This is a genomic window from Sporosarcina sp. P2 (genome assembly GCF_002743255.1).
Lineage (GTDB): Bacteria > Bacillota > Bacilli > Bacillales_A > Planococcaceae > Sporosarcina.
Genome location: NZ_PDYY01000002.1, coordinates 276,197 through 295,709, shown reverse-complemented (window position 1 = coordinate 295,709; position 19,513 = coordinate 276,197). Strand labels below are relative to the sequence as shown.

Below are 19,513 nucleotides of genomic sequence, written 5' to 3'. Positions count from 1 at the left end.
TTCATCGTGCAACTTTTTGAAGGGAGGTGAATTCGTGTTTAAAACTATTATTGGAATCATCCTAATGATATTCTTAATCGCTGTTGTCGGAAGTCTATTATTAGAACAGTTCCCAACCCTAGTCCCGTTGTGGGAAGAACTGAAAATGCACATCGGTACTCTTTATGAATCATCCCTTGTTAAATATGGCACAATCACTACGTTGCTCTTGATTGTTGCCATCTTTATTATGGTAGGAAGTTCAAAAAGAATGTGATGAACCGTGCTAAGTTTGAACAAAAAAGAAGGAGGTCCACAAAACTTGCGGAAGAAGTTAGGGAAATCCAACGACAAAAAAGATGGAATTGTAAAAAAATCAATGGATGTATTAAAAAAATCATCTGAAAATGAAAAACGGAAAAAAGATATGCGAAAACTCGAAAAGAAAAGCAGACCGAAAGGGTATCGAGCAAAAAAACTCGGTGCAATTACTTTCTGGATGCTTTTTTTGTTTATGCTTTTAATTGTTTTTGTAAATATATTTTCATCCAGTGGGAGTTCAAATGCTAGTGATAAAGCAGATAATCTACAAGTGAATAAAGCTTTAGCAGCTGAGGGGGTTGAGTTTTCAAAAGGTTTTGTTGCAGAATATTTCACATGGAATCTTGGTAACGAAGATCGTGAACACCGAAAAGAGAAATTAAGTTATTATTTGCCCGAAAAGTTAAATGATCTAGCTGTAACTGGTGATAAAAAGTGGAGTTCGACGATTGCATGGGAAAATATACTTTTAAAAGAAGTTGAAGATTTGGGGGACAATCGAGCACGAATCATTTTTCAAGTTAAAATCAGTTTCGAAAACCCTAATGGTCAAGAAAAGAAGGAGAATGATAAAGCGACAGAAAAAGAGCCCGTTGTTCCTGAAAAAATTGAAACAGTAAAGTATATATCTGTTCCAATTTTTTATGATGATGAAGCGAATCGTTTCGCAGTTTTTGAACTCCCAAGCTTCACGTATCTAGATGAACAAAAAATCGGTAAAAGTATTGAATTTGAAACGGAGGGGTTGAAACCGATTAAAGATGGAAGCACCCAAAACGTTCGTGCTTTCATGGAAACGTTTTTTGAAGCATACACAAACGATGCAAAAGACAAGTTGACTTATATCATTGAGGACCCTAAACATCAAAATGGTCTTAATAAAACAATGGATTTTGTTAGCTTAAAGAACATCGAAATATTTGAAGGTAAGAAAGAGAACGAAAAAATTGTAAGAACGGAGGTTGTGTTGGCCGAACCAAAAACAGGAATCGAATTTACATCTACTTACATCCTTGTATTGACTGAAAAAGAAATGCGTTACACCGTCTTATTCATCAACAATAAACAATACATTGATGAATTAAAGGACAAGAAAAAGGTAGACGAGGAAAAAGAATTGGATAAGGAAGGCAAGAAAGATAATCAGGAACAAGACAGCAAAGGTGAGACAAATCAATCTGATGGTAAAGGTACGGGAAATGAATAGCGGTATGTAGGTACAGACAATTGTGTCTGTATTTTTTTATTTTAAAAGGAGGTGAATTATATGAGTTTGGAAGGATTATTTAATTGGGCCTCACAAGAAATCAAATGGGCATTATTTATTGTTCTTTTTGTTGCATTGATTGTGACAGCATTTAAGAGAGCTTGGATAGCATTGGTTGGTGTTCTTATCGGTCTTGCGTTCATTGGAATTTTTATTGTGAATCCAGATACCTTGATCAGTATTTCTGAGTTTATTGCTGAAAAATTAAATCTAGGTAATTAACGAGATCCATATTTTTATAAGCAAGGAGGATAATCTCTCCTTCTTGCTATATCTTTCTTATGCACAGCTTGGAGGTGAAAAGACATAAATAAGATTCCGTTATATGTGCTTAATAACTTCATTCGTTTTGAACGGCAGCTCTATCAAATATTTGGGTTAGAACTAGGTAGGCCGATACGTTTAAAGGCGATTATGTATTTCTTTGTGATAGCGATAGTGGAGGCAACCATTTATTTTACACCGGGAATTGGAAGGTTAATTAATTGGATACCCGTTGGGATATTAATTCTCATTCCAATAGAACTTGCATGGCTGCTTGCAGATGTTGGAACGGAAGGTAGATCACCCGTAAACTTCTTCCGTTCTTTTATTTTGTATCAAGCAAGGAAAGTAAAAGCCAGCACGATTTATAGAGGCAGAGAAGTGGAGAAAGAAAAGGATTACCAATTTCATAACTACTTTACCTTTAATGAACCTATACATCGGGCAAGTGAGGATACATCTATCGCAACAGAGGTTGATGAAAAACGAAAGAATGCCATTGAATATATGACGCGAATTTCAAATAGGAGAAAAGTGTCTAGTGAAAAACAAGTCGATCATAAAAATAATGAAACCGAGGTGGTTAGGAAGGTGGAAGATGAAGAACTGCCGGAAATAGAAACGGAGCAATTACAACAAGAAACGAATCTAAAAAAAACCAAAGAGCGGATAAATAGGAGCCCTCTTGTGGTAACTGGTATTACCGTTCTTTTCACAATGGCACTAAGCGTCGCTTTGGTATTCGGTTTTCTTTATACATTAACGGATTTTAAGTTCGGTAAAGCTAATGTTATTGCTGACGATTTGGATGCGTCTCTTGAGAAAAATAAGGATGGTACAGAAAAAGTAGTTGTGTCTATTGATGAAAACCTCATTATAGGATTACGAGCTGCGTCCATTCAAAAATACGGTGATGCAGTTGAATACTTCGATAAATTGGATTTTGTTGAGTTAGAAAAAGCCGATAGAAATTCCGTACTGTTTACGTATTTAATGTCGGGTAATGCACAAAAAGCATTAGATCACGTTCCGGAGTTTGATAAATCAATCGTCGGTTACTATGTTGCAAAAAATGACCTCAAGCCACTACTAAATTTACAAACTGATTCGGAGTTAATCACATTTGAAGTTGCTTCATTAAATAACGATTATGAAAAAATAGTTGAATTTCAAAGTGCAGAAAGAATGGAGATTGATGATAGAAGAGCTCACCTTATTGTAGATGCTTACATCGCTTTAGAAAGAGTCGATGACGCTATTGATTTTGCGGAAAGTATTGACGATAACTCATTACGCTCATATATCCAAGAGAAAACAGATGCCAAAGACTTGGAAAAAGAGAAGGAAGAAAAAAAGAAAAAAGAAGCCGAAGAATCTAATGGGAAAGCATAAATGAGATATTTCAAAAGGAGGAATTTAATTGTCCACTGAAAACAAAGATATGAAAAAGAAAGTTACGGTGATTGGAGCAATTGCACTGTCTGCCGTTTTAGCTAGTGGCGTAGGATATACTAGTTACAATATGTTGAAAGAAAAAAACTCGGAAAAAAAAGTAGAAGAACGGAAAGAAGAAAAGGCTGGAGGTGAATCCGGTGACAGTTTTATTGTCAGAGAGGAATTAATAGAGACTGAAGATGACCTAGAAGTCTTGATTGCAAAGGCCGCTGAAAATGAAGAATCTAATGTATCATTCCTTGATGAATATTCGGATTTGGATGTTTCCATTGCGAACGCTAATAATAATGATGTGCAAGGTTTATCATTCTTTAAGGAAGAAGATGATTTTAAAGATCTGGATGATTCTATTATTGCTGCTGCAAAAGAAGAAAAGACCGAAATATCTCCAGACGATGTAGCAAACCTGGAGCCTGTACTAAATGATTCCGTTATGTCAGAAGAACCGATGGAACCGATAGAACCAGAAAAGCCAATCGAACCAGTGCAACCAAATAAACCAGTAGATTTGGAAAAGCCGATTGTTCCGATTGATCCGGAGAAACCATCTAACCCAGTTATTCCAGCACCGGTAGAACCAGAAGAATCGACAAGCCCAACTGAACCCGCGAATCCTGAAGTACCGACTGTCCCGCAGGAACCAACAGTTCCAGAAAAACCGGTGGAACCCGAAGTACCGACAATTCCTGAAGAACCAACGAATCCTGTGGATCCTGAAGATCCAGTAGACCCTGTCAATCCAGAGGAACCAGAAGTTCCCACAGATCCAGAGGAACCAACAGAGCCTACGGATCCTGAAGATCCGATAGACCTTGAAGTACCGTTAGAACCTACCAATCCCGAAGAGCCAACTAATCCAGTAGAACCTATTGAACCTGAGGAGCCGATTGTTCCCGAAGAACCGGAGGAGCCTATAGAACCAATTGATCCAGAGGAACCAGAAGAACCAGTAGAACCAGTAGAACCAGTAGAACCAGAAATACCTACTGATTCAGTAGAATCGACCGACCCTGACGAGCCTGTCGACCCGGAAGTTCCCGCGGACCCAGAAGAACCAACGGAACCTGTTACCCCGGTGGAACCAATAGAACCAGAACTTCCTAATGAGCCTGTAGAACCTGTTAATCCCAGCCCAGAACCCGTGGATCCAGAAGTACCAATGGAGCCGGAAGGACCGACAAATCCTACAGATTCGGAACTATTAGAAGAACCTGTTATTCCCATAGGACCAAACGAAGATGCGGAATAATTATCATGGAAGAGGCTGTTTAGGTTTGCAGCTTCTTTTGTTCCCAATAAATTATGAAGGAAGTGGTACACATTGAAAATCGAGTTTCCCGTTAAGCATATAGAAAACAATTTAGTATTTGCACATGATGGAACAGTATGGGCATATTACAAAATAGACGGATTTAATTATGATTTCTTAGAAGATGATGAGAAAATAAATCCATTTCAACAACAGATGTCTCTTCTAACAAACATCGGTCTTGATTTGCATTATTTAGTAGTTCCTAATCCAACGAATATTACAGGTATTTTGAACGCTACAATTAATGAAATTAAGATGAAAAATTATCCGTTGAAAGAAAATGGGATTAAGTATATAGAACAAGTCAAAAGAGCTTTAGAAAACGAACGAGAATTGAATGAGTCCAGTGAGTATCATCACTACATTGGTATTCAGTTAGATCCTGAGAAAAATAAGTATGCTTCAGGTAATGCGGGTATCAATGCCTTAACATCCGTTAAAAAGTTTATTGAGGGCTTCAGTTCACCATTATATCAAGCGGTGGGATTGTACCCCGATGACATTTTAGATAGCCAAATCAAAGCTTTTCAAAGCCAAGCGGTTTCAATCGAATCGTCGATAGCTAATTCATTCAGTTCACGGATTCATAAAGTGACGACGGAAGAATTAGTATTTATTATTGAGAAAAGTTACAGTACAAGAAATAACAATACAGATGTTCAGCTTCGTAATTCTTATGAAATTGGTAAGGCTGTTGAAGGAATTGATAAGCAAGGAAATAAATATAAAGCGATCCGCAATAACAAGAAGGAATTCTTTGATGTGCAGAATGCTAATATCGAAGAATTCGGCCCGAAAACATTGTTGTTGAGTCGTATTACTGATGCCAACGAAATTGAAAGTATCTACTGCCAATATTTAACGATTGAATATATGGACGATGTTGACCATCATCCCGGCAGTGAATGGCTATACCGGATTCAATTACGAATGCCTTTTCCGTTAACCGTTTCGATTCGTGCGGAAAATCAACCGAATGAAATAATTAAGAAAAAATTAAGTAATGCTAAATTGGAATTCAAAGACCAACGTAATGAAGCTCAAAAGGGTGGTCAAGACGTCGATATGAGTGTCGATGTTTCACAAAGTGGTACGATTCAAATGGAAAACTATTTTAAGCAAACAGGATTTCCTGGGTTTGCTGTTTCGTTCATCTTTAAATTAACTGCCGAAACTGAGGAACAATTAAAGACAAGAGTTGGTTTGTTAAGAAATGAATTATCAAAATACGGTTTGAAAATTGTTGCTCCTTATGGTGAGCAGGTTCATTTCTTATTAGAGGCTATTCCCGGTTCAAAAAAATATCACGATGATTATAAGATGGAAGTTGCTCCTGGTATATTAGCTGGAATGATGTTCGGTGCCACAACAAATATTGGGGATAATCGGGGATTCTATATCGGACATACTTCGCAGTTTTCAAAGCCAGTTTTTATTCAGCCCGATTTAGCAGCCAAAGCATTTGATGGGCTTGGTAACGTCGTAGATTCAATTTCAGTTCTCGTTGCTGGGATGACGGGACGCGGGAAATCATTCTTTATGAATCTGTTCATTTATCTTGCGACACTTACCGGCTCCAAAGGGTTAATCATAGACCCTAAAGGAGATAGAACAGGATGGGATAAAGGGCTCCCGTTTATTCCGAAAGAATACATTGAAGTTTGGACGCTCGGTTCTGATCATGACGATGCTGGTTCACTTGACCCATTTAGAACAAGTACAAGCATAGAAGAAGCGAAAGATATTACAATGGATATTCTTTCGTATCTTGCCAACATTAGTTTAAACGAAGATGCGTACAACATTTTGAGCGAAGCAGTTGAAGAAGTGGCAAATAAAGATGACCCGTGTATTGGTAGAGTCCTTACCTATCTACATGAACTGTATAATCATCGTCCAGAAAGCATGTCGAATAGCCGCTATGAAGCATTGGAACGGTTGAGGGGGACACTGGAAACATTGAAGCGTAATCAGCTATCCATGTTGCTATTCGGGGAAGTAGGCCAAAACTTTAAAGTGCTGGAACACGACAAACCGATTCAGGTACTCATGATTCAGAATCTTAACTTACCCTCGTCTAGTGAGAAGAAGAACGCTAGAACTATTCACAAGATATCAGAAGCAATTATGATTTCAATCACTGCATGGACAAAACAGTATATGTTTAAAAGCGATAGGGGTACTCACAAGTTCATTCTTCAAGACGAAGCAAGTGCAATTGAACGAAGCCCGATTGGGGCCGAATTAATGGACTTTATCGTGCGAATGGGCCGTTTCTATAATACGACCTTGATGAAGGGCTCGCAAAATGCCTCGGACCATGGAAATGATGTTGCAAATATGGGGATGAAATTTAGTTTCGGACTGCGTAAAACCAGTGAAGCGGAAGAAATGTTAGATTATCTAAATTTACCCCAAACAAATGCAAACATTGAAACGTTAAAAGCATTGGATCGGGGCGAAGCGCTATTCCAAGATATTTACGGTCGTTCTGCAGTCGTTAAAATTAATCCAGTGTTCGTTGAGTTATTAGATGCATTCGATTCTTCCACGTCATCAGAAGAGGAAAGGGAGCGTGAAAAAGTAAGAGTAGTGTGATAATATAAAAACCATTGAAAGGGAGTGGTGAATTGTTTAAAAAAGGTATGTTGGGATTCTTTCTCTTACTTGCCATGACTGTTTTGATGGTAGCATGCAATTCTGATAATGAAGAAGATCCAAGTGACAAATCTGATGATAATGCGAAGAAATATTCAGGGGTATTCGAAGAAACAGATGCGATTGCTCGTGAATTTATGGTTGTGAAGATTGAACAAAACTATCCTGAAATTTTGAAGTATTTGTCTTCAGAAGGTGTTGATGAACTGAAAGAAAAGAAATCTTATCTATTAGATAGTCATGAGTATCCAAATCGTTTTGAAGAACTTGAGGATAAGTATGAATTGAGAAGATATGATAATTTCTACAACGATGAAAAGGGAGAAGTCTATTATAGATATCGTACACCTGACGACAAAGAAGTTCTAACTAATAGTTGGATAATAATAAAACAAGATGATGATAATGAATGGAAAATCGAATCGTATTACGGTGAAAGACCAGGAGTGATTAATGATAGTAATGCTGAAACCGGCACTGTACTTCATGAATTACCAGAGGATTAAATAAATACCAGAGGAGGTAACAGGCTCTCGATAACCCTTGCTAATTGCATAGGGTTATTTTTTATTGCCTAAAACTTTTATGATACCTAACTATAAGAGACTATTTTGTGGAGTTATCATGGTAATGCTGTTTTTCGCCTTAGGTATACCCCATATCGGATTAGCTGACGACGGAGAGGATTCTACTCCGAAAACAGACATTATGGATATTATCACAGATCAATATGGTGAATTTAAAGATGACGGAAAATCTTACTATCATTTAGATGCCGTATCGGATAAAGACGTAGAGTCTTCTGAAGAAGGAGAAAAGTTCTGGGCTGACACCTATGATAAGCTATTCGGTTGGGCAGATGTAAAGGAAAATGTAGGAAACAAGTTAAGTGAAATGGTCAATCTTGTAAGCAATATTGTATTTAATATAAACATATTTCTAACCTATACCATGTTGGTCATGTATGACTTGGCATATACAGCTGATTTCACTGAGAAAATAATTATTGAATTAGAATCACTTATGTCAAATATCACGGGTATTTCTGGCGGGACATTCAGTATAGGAAATGGGCTTTTCGGAAATTTGGTGAAATTAGTTGCGATTTTGACGGCTATGTATGCGTTGTACGTTTTCGTTATTAAACGAGCATTCTTCGAATCGTTTTCTTCAGTTTTTCAAACGATTATAGCATTAACCATTGCAATATTGATGTTTGCAAACTACACCGCTCTTTTGACGGGGGCAAACAAGGTTACAACTGAACTTAGTGGTTTTGTTGTGAGTCTACCGAGTCATTCGGATAGTTCAGAATCGAATATCGATGATCCGAGAACGAAAATGAAAGATAGTATTTGGGGAATGTTTGTTGATAGACCTTATCTCTATATGCAGTATGGGACGCATGATGTTGAGTCAATAGGCAGAGGAGATAGAGAGAGAGGTGTACAACGAGTAAAAAACATCCTGAAAGAGCCAGTTGGTGAAGAGAGATTAACTAAAGTCATTGAAGATGAGGCTTCAAAAAACGGACACGGTAATCACATGATGAAATATTCAGCGGTAAATAGCCGTTTAGCATTCTCGTATTTCTACATGATGATCAATGGGCTTGTCTCACTTCCCATCTATTTATTGTCGCTTTGTTTAATTCTATTTCAGTTCTGGTTTATGGTCATTGCAGCTCTTGCACCATTTGCTTTACTAATTGGTGCAATTCCAGGACAATTTAATGTCTTGAAACGATATTTCATTGAGTTAGGTATTCCACTAGCTTTGAAGATATTTGTCTCATTCATAGCGTTAATTGTATTTGTGATTTCGGATATTATTTACGCTGGGAATTTCAAGTCAATAAGTGGTGCTTCCAATCCGTTTTATAGTTACGTGGGAGCAGCTACGTTCAATCTATTATTGTTCGGAACAATTTTCATCTTACGGAACAGAATCAAAGATATATTCTCATCTGGATCGAATGCAATTCGTGACCTAAGAGAAAGTTCGGGAACGTTCACAGCTCCATTTAAAAAGGGCGTACAAAACGTTGCTACAGTTGGTGGCGCTGCTGCGGGTGCTGTTGTTGGAGGTCCAGCTGGTGCTATGACAGGTGCGGCAATTGGTGGTTCCGTTGGTAAGGTTGCAACAGGAGAAGGTGGCATAAGTGATGTTGCTGGCTCTGCGATGAAAGCCCAACATCTTGCCCATTTGGGTAAGATGACAAGAACTCAGCAAGCCGCAAAGCTATCTTCTACTGATAAGGGTAGGTTAGACGGATTTTTGGATGACAAAAACCTAACTCCAGAAATGAAGGCGGAGACGATGGAAGCACTTGAAAAAGAAGGTGTAACTAATTTAAGTGATGAAGAACTGAATGAGCAATTCGAGAAAATTAGTAGTAAAGGTGATTTGGATGGTAACTTCGCTCAAACATTTGCAAAAGGTATTTCAGATGATCGAAGAAGCAATGCAATCGAAAAAGAAAAAGATTTATTATTTGCTGGAAGGGCACAAAAACGAGAACAAACAAAAGCAGTTCTGTCCGACAAAGGAATCCCATCAGAAATGGTTGATGCAACAATGACTGCTTTAGATCAACAAGGATTGCACGATGTGAGTCCGAAAGAATTGCATACTCAACACGACAAATTGATGAAGCAAGGCGACTTGAATGATGATTACGCTGCAACATTTGCAAAAGGAATTTCGGATGAAAGAAAATCTATTCAATTACAGAAAGAAAAGCAAGATGTATATGGTGAAGTGGAATATGAACTTCATATGAATAAATCAATGGTGACAAATGAGCTTGCGAATAAAGGGGTGCCACCTGAAATGATTAATCAAACCCTAGATACTTTAAACGAGCGTGGTTTAAACAATGTCAGTCCAGGTGAAATGAACAGACATTTTGATTTGGTAGTTGAACAAGCGGAGCAAGGGGAATGGAAAAACGGTTTCGCTGACACGTTTGCTAGCAACATTGAAAATGAAAGAAGAGCTATCGAATTGGAAAAAGAAAGAAAAGCGATTTTGGAAGGAAATAATTTAAAATCGTTTGACAAGTTTCCTGAGTAGTAAAATGACCTTCTGTCAAACTAACATAATTACTAGAAAAAGGGGTTGACATTTTCGGTGAGTGAGCAAACAAAAAGAATAGTTTCTTATTGCGTGATGGGTCTAGCCGTCACGCTTTTATTATTGGGCTTTATTATCGGTTTTGTCGATAAAGGAAAAAAGAAAAATGCAGATGATAATTCAATAGAAAATCCTAATGGAAATGTGGGTGGAAGTATATGGAGATATACTTCGAAAGAAGAAACTAAAGGAGAAAATTTAAGAGTAAACAAAGGGGCTGATTCCAAAAAAGAAAAGAGTGGAAATGTTGAGGTTATAGAAGAGGATCCTGAAAAGAACTATTTGAAAGTACCTGAAGAAGTTTCAAAAAATCCGACTCAAAGCGATATGTTCAGTAATAAGGATTTGAAGAAAACAATGGAAATTGCAAATGAATTTGCTTTAAAGTTTCATGAGTTTGATAAAGCATTACCTGTTAAACATTTGGAATCCGTTGAGGGACTGTTGGATCAAGGTTATATCAGCTATCTTATGGATAACGAAGAAGAAAAGATTACGGGGTTAAAAGATGTGATGGGAATCGTTTCAAGAAAAGTTCTTTCAGTGGAAATTATTGAACCTACTGCTCCAACATTAATTGCTATTTCATGGGATGCCTTTGTCATTAGTGAGGTGATTGATAGCGATGGTAAAACCAGAAAAGATACGGATGTTTACAGTTTGATGTTTGAAAAAAATGACGGTGGAAAATTCCAAATTGTTGAGTATTACTTAAATTACGACGACAAAAGATAGGAAGGAGGGAACGAACAAAACCTCTTTTAAGAGCAAGTAGTTCGTTGAATGATTATGAAAAAGTTGTTATGGATTGTACCAGTCATAGGCAGCCCAATCTTGCTATTGATGTTTTCTCTTCTTTCTCTTCTTCTTTTCTTTGGGATATTAGTAATCTTTACTGAAGAAGACGATGAACAAATGAACTTTGGGGGTGGTGCAATATGTCGTGCAGATGGAGAAATTAGTGAAACAGTATTCTTTTCGCAATTTAATGATGCTGGTAAATTTACAGGCAAAGGGCAAGTATTTATTGATGTTGCTGAAAGGTATGGCATAGATCCAGTGTTGATGTCCGCGGTAGCTTTTCATGAAACAGGATTCGGAACATCATCTGCGGTTATTTTAAAAAATAACCCAGGTGGTTTGATGGATCCTGCGACAGGAAGTAAATATTTATATTCATTCTCAACAATTGAAGATGGTTTAAATGCAATGGGAAATACGTTGCATAATCGTATTATTAAGGACGGCTTAACAACGATTTCCGATTTAGGTAGTGTGTATGCGCCAATTGGAGCAGACAATGACCCGACTGGATTAAATAAACATTGGGCTCCGAATGTTACTACTTTGGTTGCACAATTTGGTGGCCTAACGATGAACTGCGAAGTGCATGTCGTAGGTGACTGGATGCTTCCTGTATTAAATGGATTGAGGATTACAAGTCCGTTTGGTTATCGAACACATCCCGTTTTTGACGATGTAAGACTGCATACGGGTGTAGACCTTGCTTGTGCAAATGATGATCCAATCCTTTCAGCCCAAAGTGGTAATGTTATTTTTGCTTCCGGAACTGGTTGGTCTAATGGATACGGACTACATGTAATTGTCAATCATGGTGAAGTCACTACTTTGTACGCCCATCTAAATTCCACGAAAGTAAAAATAAATGATGTGGTTTCTCAAGGGGACGTACTCGGCACCTGTGGCTCAACGGGAACATCAACCGGAAATCACTTACATTTTGAAATAATTCGTGCGGGTGTCCAAGAAGATCCGATGCCGTATTTAACGGAATATACGGCTGTTGGTAAGTAGTAAATTAACGAAAATGATTTGTCCGACGCGAATATGAGGTGTAAACGATGATAGGACAGTGTTTCCGATTACTAACGTCGGACGTTGAAGAAAATGAACGTCCGACGTGAAAATACTCTCCAAATGGTGCTGCTATAAGGATTCTTTTTTCTAACGTCTGACGTTAGGCTATTCGTGTTGAAAAAAATTTATAAACGTCCGACGTTGGGTTTTTAGAATGTAGATGTATGAGGGGTTTGACTGGTGAAATAACGTCCCCAAAAAAGAAAGGAATGAATTTGGTGGAATCAGAAAAGAAAATGCTTTTCGAGCAATTAAAAAAACTTGAGGAAATGAAAATTTATTTAATGTCTCAAATAAATAAATTGGGGGGAAATGATGCTGCCATTAAAAGGACGTCAGTCTACCCAATGGCGAAAGTGAAACCAATGATTATCAACGGTTATCCAGTTTTTCAGTTTTCATACGAAGGTGCTTTACCGCTCTATAAAGAATCTGATAGGGATTATCTAGCAATGATTAGACATTATTATTTTCGTGCAACCCATGATTCATATGACTTTTCAAAGATTGATTATCAATTTGATAAGTCGGTAATTATTATCGCTCAACATTTTGAAAATAGGATTATCCGTGATTTAGATAATCGAAATAGAAAGCTTATTCAAGATGCAATACGGCATACAGGACTTATCGGAGATGATAGCTGGTGGAGGGTATGGAACTTTGATATAGGGTTACTTGATGCAAGGGGAAATCATGTGCAAGTCTTTGTAGTATCGCAGGACAATTTTGAGGAATTTATGTGCTATTTAAAAGAAGAGTATTTTCATTTAGCACACATCCCCGAATCAACATTGCAAGAAGAAATATTTGAAGAATATAGAGCTGAGGTTAAAAGGGAAAAGAAAGCAAAAGTGATCAAGGATAATGAACGGTTGGAGCGTTCATCAAATGCTAAGACAGAAAACTTTTGGGGTTAATTGTTTTAAAGCGTTTGAATATTGTACCCAAGTTAAAGCCTCGTATTTTAGGTGCAATATAAAGGGATTTTTGGAACCCCTATATTGTACCCAATATAGACCTAAAATTGTACCCGGTATATATAGGTTAAACGTTAGTTGCTAATGGTTTTATAAGATTCTAGACGAATTGGGCAAAACGGAGAGGTTTAGTTGAATCAATTCGTAGCGCAGTGTAGAAGTGACCGAAAATAAACAGCCGGGGCGAACAATCAATTAGGAGGGGAACGCATGTCGAAGACGGGCAATAAACAGGTGGTGAAGGTTCTGCAAGCTCGTGATATTGAGATACTTCGTGGACTGTACGAACATCGTGTGTTGAGTACGGAGCAGATCATGCGACGCTACGAAATGTCACGGTGGTATACGTATAAGAAATTACGGATTCTGCGTAATTCAAGACTTATTAGCACGCATCCGATTAGCGGGTATCTTGCGAATCAAAATAGACAAGGTTCGTATCACCGAATTAGTGAAATAGGCATTACCTGCTTGAGAGAGCAGGGAGTGGCTGTTGAACGAAGGGCAGATGAATTAAGAGTGAATATTCGCCGTCTCCCGTTCTTACTATCAACCAATGATGTGATGATTGATTTGGAAAGGTACGGTTGGGAAATGAAGGACAGCAGGGATGTAAAAGAGATGTTCGAGTTAAACCGTGGTGCAAATGTGCAAGGCATGTTGACAAGTCCAAGCGGGTCGGAATATTTATTCTATATGTTTTTGCATGGAGTGGGAATGAAAAATTTGATGAAGACAGCAAAGGAAATAAGAGATTTCGGGAATCCAAACTATATACTATTCGCTAAAAGTGCGACCAGTTACAGCACCATTGTCCAGCAGCTTTCAACAAATAATTCCGTAATCGTTAAATGTCAAAGTTTAAAAATCTTCCCCTATACATTTGCAAAATACTATTTACGCTTATTTGAAGATGAAAATAACGTGATGAAGTTTCTGGAAGACTACGAAATCTATGACCTGTCCTTCAAAACGTCTTCTGTTAGCGGAAGCAAGAAACAATACGATGGTTTGGAGCGAGTGGTTAGACACAATGGGAAAGAAAAATATCTTGTGAATCTGCTCGACACGGATTTGGTCAAAGTTTATAACATTAAACAATACCGCAAAGAAATGTACGAATTAGACGGAAGGAAAGTGCTAGTGGTAACTACTCCAAATACACGGGATATGCACGAGCAACTTTTAGAAGAGATTCATCATGTCGATTACCTTGAAATTGATTCCGGGGATCTCGTGGATTATCTGACGGCAATCTAAATGACTATATAATAGAAGGAACTGTCCTTCAAAAGACATTTTGAAATCAAATTAAACTAAAATTGAGGGGAGATAATAACATGCAAACAAATTATGAAATCATTCCGGAGCTACGGGCGATGACACGATTAACTGAACATGAGAAGGGATTCAACAATGAAATTGCGGTCCATCTTGATGAAGAAGACCAGAAGAGGATGTATAGAACAATGCGTAAGTTGTTAGCGGATGAACTTGTCTTCGTGTTGAATTTAGAAGTTACGCAAGCCCGAATCAAGAAAGGGTGATGCAATTGCAAATTGTCACTGTGGCGATTAGTTTTATACTGGCAGCGATAGGAGTCATCGGTATGTACAGCGGTGTCTATATCCCATCAGTAAAGTTAATTTTATTTTCCGGGCTGACGGCAATAGCCATCCATTTTATTGTATGTAGGATTCGACCGAATAAAAACAAGAAATTAGACAAGCTGATGGGGTTCTCTCTGACATTATACGGGGTTATGCTGCTATCAAGTTTCGTTTATTCCTCCTGGAAGATGGAGAAGTTTCTATCCCATTTCGCAATGATGAAATTGACGTTAGTGTTGCTTGTGATAGTCGCTGTCTATTTGAACGTCGTTTTTATCCGAGCGGAAATCTCCTACAAGAAAAAGCGTGGCAATCAGCGAATCGAGGAACAACCGCACAAAAGCTATTTTGAAAAACGGAAAGAAGAAAAGGAGAGAATTGAACGGGGAGATGTTAGAATCATTCTAGGCACATCCACTGATACTGATGATAATTGAGAAACACCGAGGATGGATTGAGAATAATAACAAGTTGATTGGAGTTATTGTGAAATGACGATTTATGAATATGGAGTAGAGTTTACGCAATATGATGAATATGAAGGTAGGGAAATATCAGAAAGAACAACACTATATTTTAGATTCATCCCAGATGCTTCTGATATACGGGATAGATTATTTGACGAAGGTTATGACGTTTGCCAACTGTTTGAATATGTGATGTTAAGAAAAATACAAGATTGACAAAAGGGTACTAAAATTGAAGATAAATGTATCTCTCGACAGCTATTTTTTCTTACTGTGCTAACTGGGCAGGATTGTTCAACAAGACAAATAAAATGTCGATTTCAAATTACAGGAACCGGCTTTTTTAGGTTGAAATCTGTTTAGAAAGTCCTGATCGTTAAGAAGGTTGGAAATTGTATCAAGTTGTACACCATTTAGCTCGGGGCCAAGTTTTTTGAGAATAAATAGGGAAGAGTTTACACAGAATAAGACCATTACTCATGAAAAATGGAGATGGATCCTATGCCAAATACAAATCAAATGCCTCGGGAAGAAGGAATAGACCATAGTTTGAGCCTTATGAGAGAAGGATATATGTACATTTTGAACAGACGTCACAGTTTTAATTCTGATATTTTCGAGACCCGATTGCTTGGTAAGAAAGCAATCTGCATGGGAGGAAAGGAAGCTGCGGAAGTTTTTTATGACACTGAGAAATTCAAAAGGAAAGACGCAGCACCAAACCGGGCGGTACAAACATTGTTTGGCAAGAATGGTGTTCAGGCGTTAGATGGACAGACCCATAAGCACCGCAAGGAAATGTTTATGTCGATCATGTCTCCTGACGGACTTGAAAAACTGACTGGCTTTACAAAAAACCAGTGGGAAATGGCGGTGGATAAATGGGGACAGATGGATAAGGTTGTTCTTTATGAAGAAGTGCAGGAAATTATGTGCAGGACAGCCTGTCAGTGGGCAGGTGTACCGGTACAGGAAGACGAAGTGAAGAAGCTGACAAAAGATTTGGCAGCGATGTTCGAGTCGCCAGCTACTGTTGGTCCAGCACATTGGCTAGGAAGAAATGCACGGAATCGGGTAGAAAAGTGGATCGGAGAACTAATTAATGAGGTTCGAGATGGGAAAGTGAATCCCCCTGAAAATACTGCATTACACAGGTTTGCCTGGCATCGCGATCTGGAAGGGAATCTTCTGGATACTGAGACCACTGCTGTGGAAATAATCAATATCTTGAGACCAATTGTGGCGATTGCTATATTCATCAATTTCACTGCGCTTGCAGTGCATCATTATCCGAAAGAAAGGGAGAAACTTGAAACGGGCAATGAAAAATATGCTCAGATGTTTGTACAGGAAGTCCGCCGATTTTATCCTTTTTTTCCGTTTGTCGTGGCACTGGTGAAAAAAGATTTCACCTGGAACAGCTATAAGTTTGAAGAAGGCACATTAACTTTGCTAGATCTTTATGGCACCAATCATGATCCTGAAATTTGGGACAATCCTGATGAGTTCAGTCCGGATCGGTTTGCCGAATGGGAAGGAAGCCCCTTCAGCTTCATTCCACAGGGTGGTGGCGATTACTTTATGGGACATCGATGTGCAGGTGAGTGGGTCACCATTGAAGTCATGAAAGTGAGCCTCGATTATCTAGCGAATCGAATGAATTATGAAGTTCCTGACCAGGATTTAAGTTTCAGTATGGTCAGCATACCAAGCATTCCCCACAGTAAAGTAGTGATCAAAAATGTTAAGCGAAGAATTTAATTTTATTTCTACGATACTCATTAATTATGGGATTTTAACAAATCAAGCTAACTGGGAGCTTTAGTTGAACAAGGGTAAGTTTTTAGATAATCTTAGTGCTTTTTTAGATGTGTAAAATAAATAGTCTAGTTGTCAAGATACGTAAAACACGTTTCATTCAGCCATTGAATGTAGCGTGTTATTTTTATTTCCATTTATACTGAAGGGGGAAAATTGCAAAGTGTTTTTCAAGACTAAAATCTGTAGAAATAAGCTGTATGTCTATCCTGAAGTTGATGATCATGTAGCGAAGCAAAGTCCGCCGGAATTAATCGAGTTGGGTTTTCTCGTCCTAGAAACATCCCTCTTACTATTAAGGATGATGAATACCCGAAACTACAAAAAGGATATGAGGTTTTGGCTGAAACGCATTTCGCATAATGTTCATGCGTTACCCGAGTTATTGTGGGAGGAAGGTGAATATGCAAATCAACTGAAGATACGAAAACAGAATAAAGAGTATCTAGAATTACTCAGATATAAGATTTCCAGGACCATTCAGACGTTGTTCAGCTTTGAAGAAAATAACTGTGCGCTATTCAAAATGGAACAGATACATGTGTACTTTGGAAAGTGGGATTGGATAAAGAGGTGATAATGAAGGGAGTTGTTGCAGATGGGAATGCCAATCGTTTGGCAAGGGAGCGACTGTTTCACACATATGCTTGCTGTTGGCCCTACACGTTGCGGGAAGACTGCAACAATATTGAAACCGATGATATACCAATTACTATTGCAAAAGAAACGAGGTATCCCTTTAGGTATATCTGTTGTAGAGCCAAAAGGAGATGTTGCGGCAATGGTTGCTGAAATGTGCGAAGAAATGGATATCCCATGTACTCACGTTGATCCTGATAAAACGGGCTCTGCAAGATTCAATCCAATGGAAGGTGACACGGATACAGTTGCGGAAGCAACGGTCGTTGTATTAAAAGGATTATTCGGAAAACAGGATGCGTTCTTCGCAACCGTACAGGAACTATCGGCGCGTAACGTCACGAAGCTGCTTAAAGAACTGCATGGCAACAACATGGATATCGTCGATGTAATGAACACGTTGCGTGATCAAAATGTATTGGAACAAAAGGTTACAGAATTAAAGCATCGTGATGGGATGACAGATTTAGTCCATTTCTTTGAGGCGGAACTACTTGGAAGTATGCGTGAGAAATATCAGCAATTCGTAATTGGTTTAAGAGCACAATTAGAAAATATCGTCAGTAACGAGGCCCTGCGAACAATTATGACCGGTAAAAGTGATGTGAATATTGATGAACATTTAGAAACAGGCGGCGTTCTTGCAGTTAACACGGCACTAGGTAAGCTACGAAAAGCCGGGGATGCCTTCGGCCAATTTATTATCATGCACTTGCAAAACGGCACGTTTAGGAGACCGGGAACGGAAGATACACGTATCCCGCACTTTTTGATTGTCGATGAATACAGTCGTTACATTAATCCGGATGTAGAAATCTTTTTGTCACTCGCTGCCGAATACCGGGTAGCGGGTATTTTTGCGACACAATCACTTGGCCAACTCGAAATCGAATCGGGGAATCTTGGTCCAAAAGCAATGAAACAAGCGATTCTTACGTCTTGTCGAAACAAAATCTGTTTTGGCGGTATATCCGCGCAGGATGCCCAAGATTTTGCGGATGAATTTGGTAAAGATAAAGTCATCATGAGGCAAAGCACATATAAGAACAGGATATTATTGCCCCGACTATTTCCTGACTCTTATCGGGATACAGAGGATGAAGAATATCGTTTTGATCCAACAGATTTAATGGATGGCATACCAAAATTCAACTTTGTCCATAAACTTTTAGAAGATGGCACACCACAGAAACCCGCTTTAGCAAAAGGTCATTTTGTTCCACGAAATTGGAAGGAACTTAGGGAATGGGAAGACAAAACAACTTTTAAAAAGGCAAAGAGTAAAAAGTCTGAGGTGGTCACTAAGAATAGGCTGCTTGATCGTTTTCGGGAACGGGTGAATAAAAAAATAGAGAAGGGGGCTGAACAAACAGAACAAACAACTGCTACCCCAATTGAATCTAATATCCAGCCCAAACTAGAATCGCTTCATTCGTTAGAAACGTCTACTGTCGAAAGTCCAGAAATTGCACCAGAAGCGGAAATGGAGTTTTTTGAGACAAAGAAAAAACTTGCCTGTAACTTTAAAGAGGATAAGCGTTCGTGCAATCATAAGAAGGAAGTTAAACATGACTTCAATCAGACAATTGTCACGGATAAGCCAGCAGCTGTTACCGTTCCTTCCAATGAAGAGAAGGGTATTGTTCCACCGAATTCAAATCCTAGAAAGAAGGAAACGAGCAATGTAGTCAAGTCCAATGATGGATTTTGGGATTAGTTAAAAGTTTTAT

17 protein-coding genes are annotated in these 19,513 nt (G+C 38.4%); all 17 read left to right on the top strand.

Annotated features, from left to right (window positions below):
* Positions 1-34: 34 nt before the first annotated feature.
* The gene (locus CSV67_RS03910) at positions 35-256 is read left to right on the top strand and encodes a hypothetical protein (protein WP_099630314.1); all 222 of its coding nucleotides are present in this window, start codon (positions 35-37) and stop codon (positions 254-256) included.
* Between the two features lie 15 nt (positions 257-271).
* Positions 272-1,507 (top strand): conjugal transfer protein, encoded by a 1,236-nt coding sequence (locus CSV67_RS03905; RefSeq protein ID WP_158232881.1) that lies wholly within the window; start codon positions 272-274, stop codon positions 1,505-1,507.
* Positions 1,508-1,567: 60 nt separating this feature from the next.
* Positions 1,568-1,789, top strand: a complete 222-nt coding sequence (locus CSV67_RS03900) for a hypothetical protein (protein ID WP_099630312.1) — start codon at positions 1,568-1,570, stop codon at positions 1,787-1,789.
* Positions 1,790-1,894: 105 nt separating this feature from the next.
* On the top strand, positions 1,895-3,223 hold the full coding sequence (locus CSV67_RS03895) for a TcpE family conjugal transfer membrane protein (RefSeq protein WP_158232880.1): 1,329 nt from the start codon (positions 1,895-1,897) through the stop codon (positions 3,221-3,223).
* A gap of 28 nt (positions 3,224-3,251) precedes the next feature.
* On the top strand, positions 3,252-4,535 hold the full coding sequence (locus CSV67_RS16885) for a hypothetical protein (RefSeq protein WP_233192550.1): 1,284 nt from the start codon (positions 3,252-3,254) through the stop codon (positions 4,533-4,535).
* A gap of 72 nt (positions 4,536-4,607) precedes the next feature.
* A complete protein-coding gene (locus CSV67_RS03885) occupies positions 4,608-7,196 on the top strand; it encodes an ATP-binding protein (protein ID WP_099630310.1) in 2,589 nt (862 codons plus the stop codon).
* A gap of 32 nt (positions 7,197-7,228) precedes the next feature.
* Positions 7,229-7,762, top strand: coding sequence for a hypothetical protein (locus tag CSV67_RS03880; protein WP_099630309.1), 534 nt, complete (start codon positions 7,229-7,231; stop codon positions 7,760-7,762).
* Positions 7,763-7,886: 124 nt separating this feature from the next.
* Entirely contained in the window at positions 7,887-10,331 is a 2,445-nt protein-coding gene (locus CSV67_RS03875; protein WP_099630308.1) for a CD3337/EF1877 family mobilome membrane protein, read from the top strand.
* 57 nt (positions 10,332-10,388) lie between these two features.
* A complete protein-coding gene (locus tag CSV67_RS03870; protein WP_099630307.1) occupies positions 10,389-11,126 on the top strand; it encodes a hypothetical protein in 738 nt (245 codons plus the stop codon).
* Between the two features lie 48 nt (positions 11,127-11,174).
* Complete coding sequence (locus CSV67_RS03865; RefSeq protein WP_099630306.1) at positions 11,175-12,206, top strand: peptidoglycan DD-metalloendopeptidase family protein; 1,032 nt, start codon at positions 11,175-11,177, stop codon at positions 12,204-12,206.
* Between the two features lie 272 nt (positions 12,207-12,478).
* On the top strand, positions 12,479-13,189 hold the full coding sequence (locus CSV67_RS03860; RefSeq protein WP_158232879.1) for a hypothetical protein: 711 nt from the start codon (positions 12,479-12,481) through the stop codon (positions 13,187-13,189).
* Between the two features lie 270 nt (positions 13,190-13,459).
* On the top strand, positions 13,460-14,509 hold the full coding sequence (locus CSV67_RS03855) for a replication-relaxation family protein (RefSeq protein ID WP_099630304.1): 1,050 nt from the start codon (positions 13,460-13,462) through the stop codon (positions 14,507-14,509).
* Positions 14,510-14,589: 80 nt separating this feature from the next.
* Complete coding sequence (locus tag CSV67_RS03850) at positions 14,590-14,796, top strand: hypothetical protein (RefSeq protein WP_099630303.1); 207 nt, start codon at positions 14,590-14,592, stop codon at positions 14,794-14,796.
* A 5-nt stretch (positions 14,797-14,801) separates the two neighbouring features.
* On the top strand, positions 14,802-15,296 hold the full coding sequence (locus CSV67_RS03845) for a hypothetical protein (protein ID WP_143560676.1): 495 nt from the start codon (positions 14,802-14,804) through the stop codon (positions 15,294-15,296).
* A gap of 54 nt (positions 15,297-15,350) precedes the next feature.
* Positions 15,351-15,542, top strand: coding sequence for a hypothetical protein (locus CSV67_RS03840; RefSeq protein WP_099630301.1), 192 nt, complete (start codon positions 15,351-15,353; stop codon positions 15,540-15,542).
* A 285-nt stretch (positions 15,543-15,827) separates the two neighbouring features.
* The gene (cypC, locus tag CSV67_RS03835; protein ID WP_099630300.1) at positions 15,828-17,087 is read left to right on the top strand and encodes a CYP152 family fatty-acid peroxygenase CypC; all 1,260 of its coding nucleotides are present in this window, start codon (positions 15,828-15,830) and stop codon (positions 17,085-17,087) included.
* A 661-nt stretch (positions 17,088-17,748) separates the two neighbouring features.
* Positions 17,749-19,500, top strand: coding sequence for a type IV secretory system conjugative DNA transfer family protein (locus tag CSV67_RS03825; RefSeq protein WP_233192549.1), 1,752 nt, complete (start codon positions 17,749-17,751; stop codon positions 19,498-19,500).
* Positions 19,501-19,513 lie beyond the last annotated feature (13 nt).